1 protein-coding gene is annotated in these 400 nt (G+C 64.8%); it reads left to right on the top strand.

Features of this window, described 5'->3' with window-relative positions:
• Positions 1-400, top strand: a 400-nt coding sequence (locus tag ACOCD2_RS21135; protein WP_419626054.1) for a response regulator transcription factor, incomplete at both ends; no start/stop codon positions are given.

Below are 400 nucleotides of genomic sequence, written 5' to 3' on the forward strand. Positions count from 1 at the left end.
GGGCTAGAGAGCTTCGCCACCCGGCTGCCGGACCTGGCCATACTGGATATCGGCCTGGGAGATGAAATCGACGGGGGATTCGAACTGTGCCGGGAACTGCGCAGCGCGGCGCCAGCCCTGCCCATCATCTTTCTCAGCGCCAGGGACAGCGACATTGACATGGTTTCCGGCCTCCGTCTCGGCGCCGATGACTACCTCACCAAGGACATCAGCCTGCCTCACCTGACTGCCAGGGTTGCCGCACTGTTCCGGCGCGTGGCGGTGATGGCGCAGGACAGCCGCGAGAACCAGCTGCAGCAGGGTGATCTCGCACTGGATATGGACCGCCTCAGCGCCCACTGGAAACAGCAGCCGGTGGAGCTGACCGTCACCGAACTGTGGATGCTGCATGCCCTGGCGC

Origin of the sequence: Thiolapillus sp., assembly GCF_048562965.1 — a bacterium.
Lineage (GTDB): Bacteria > Pseudomonadota > Gammaproteobacteria > Chromatiales > Chromatiaceae > Thiolapillus > Thiolapillus brandeum_A.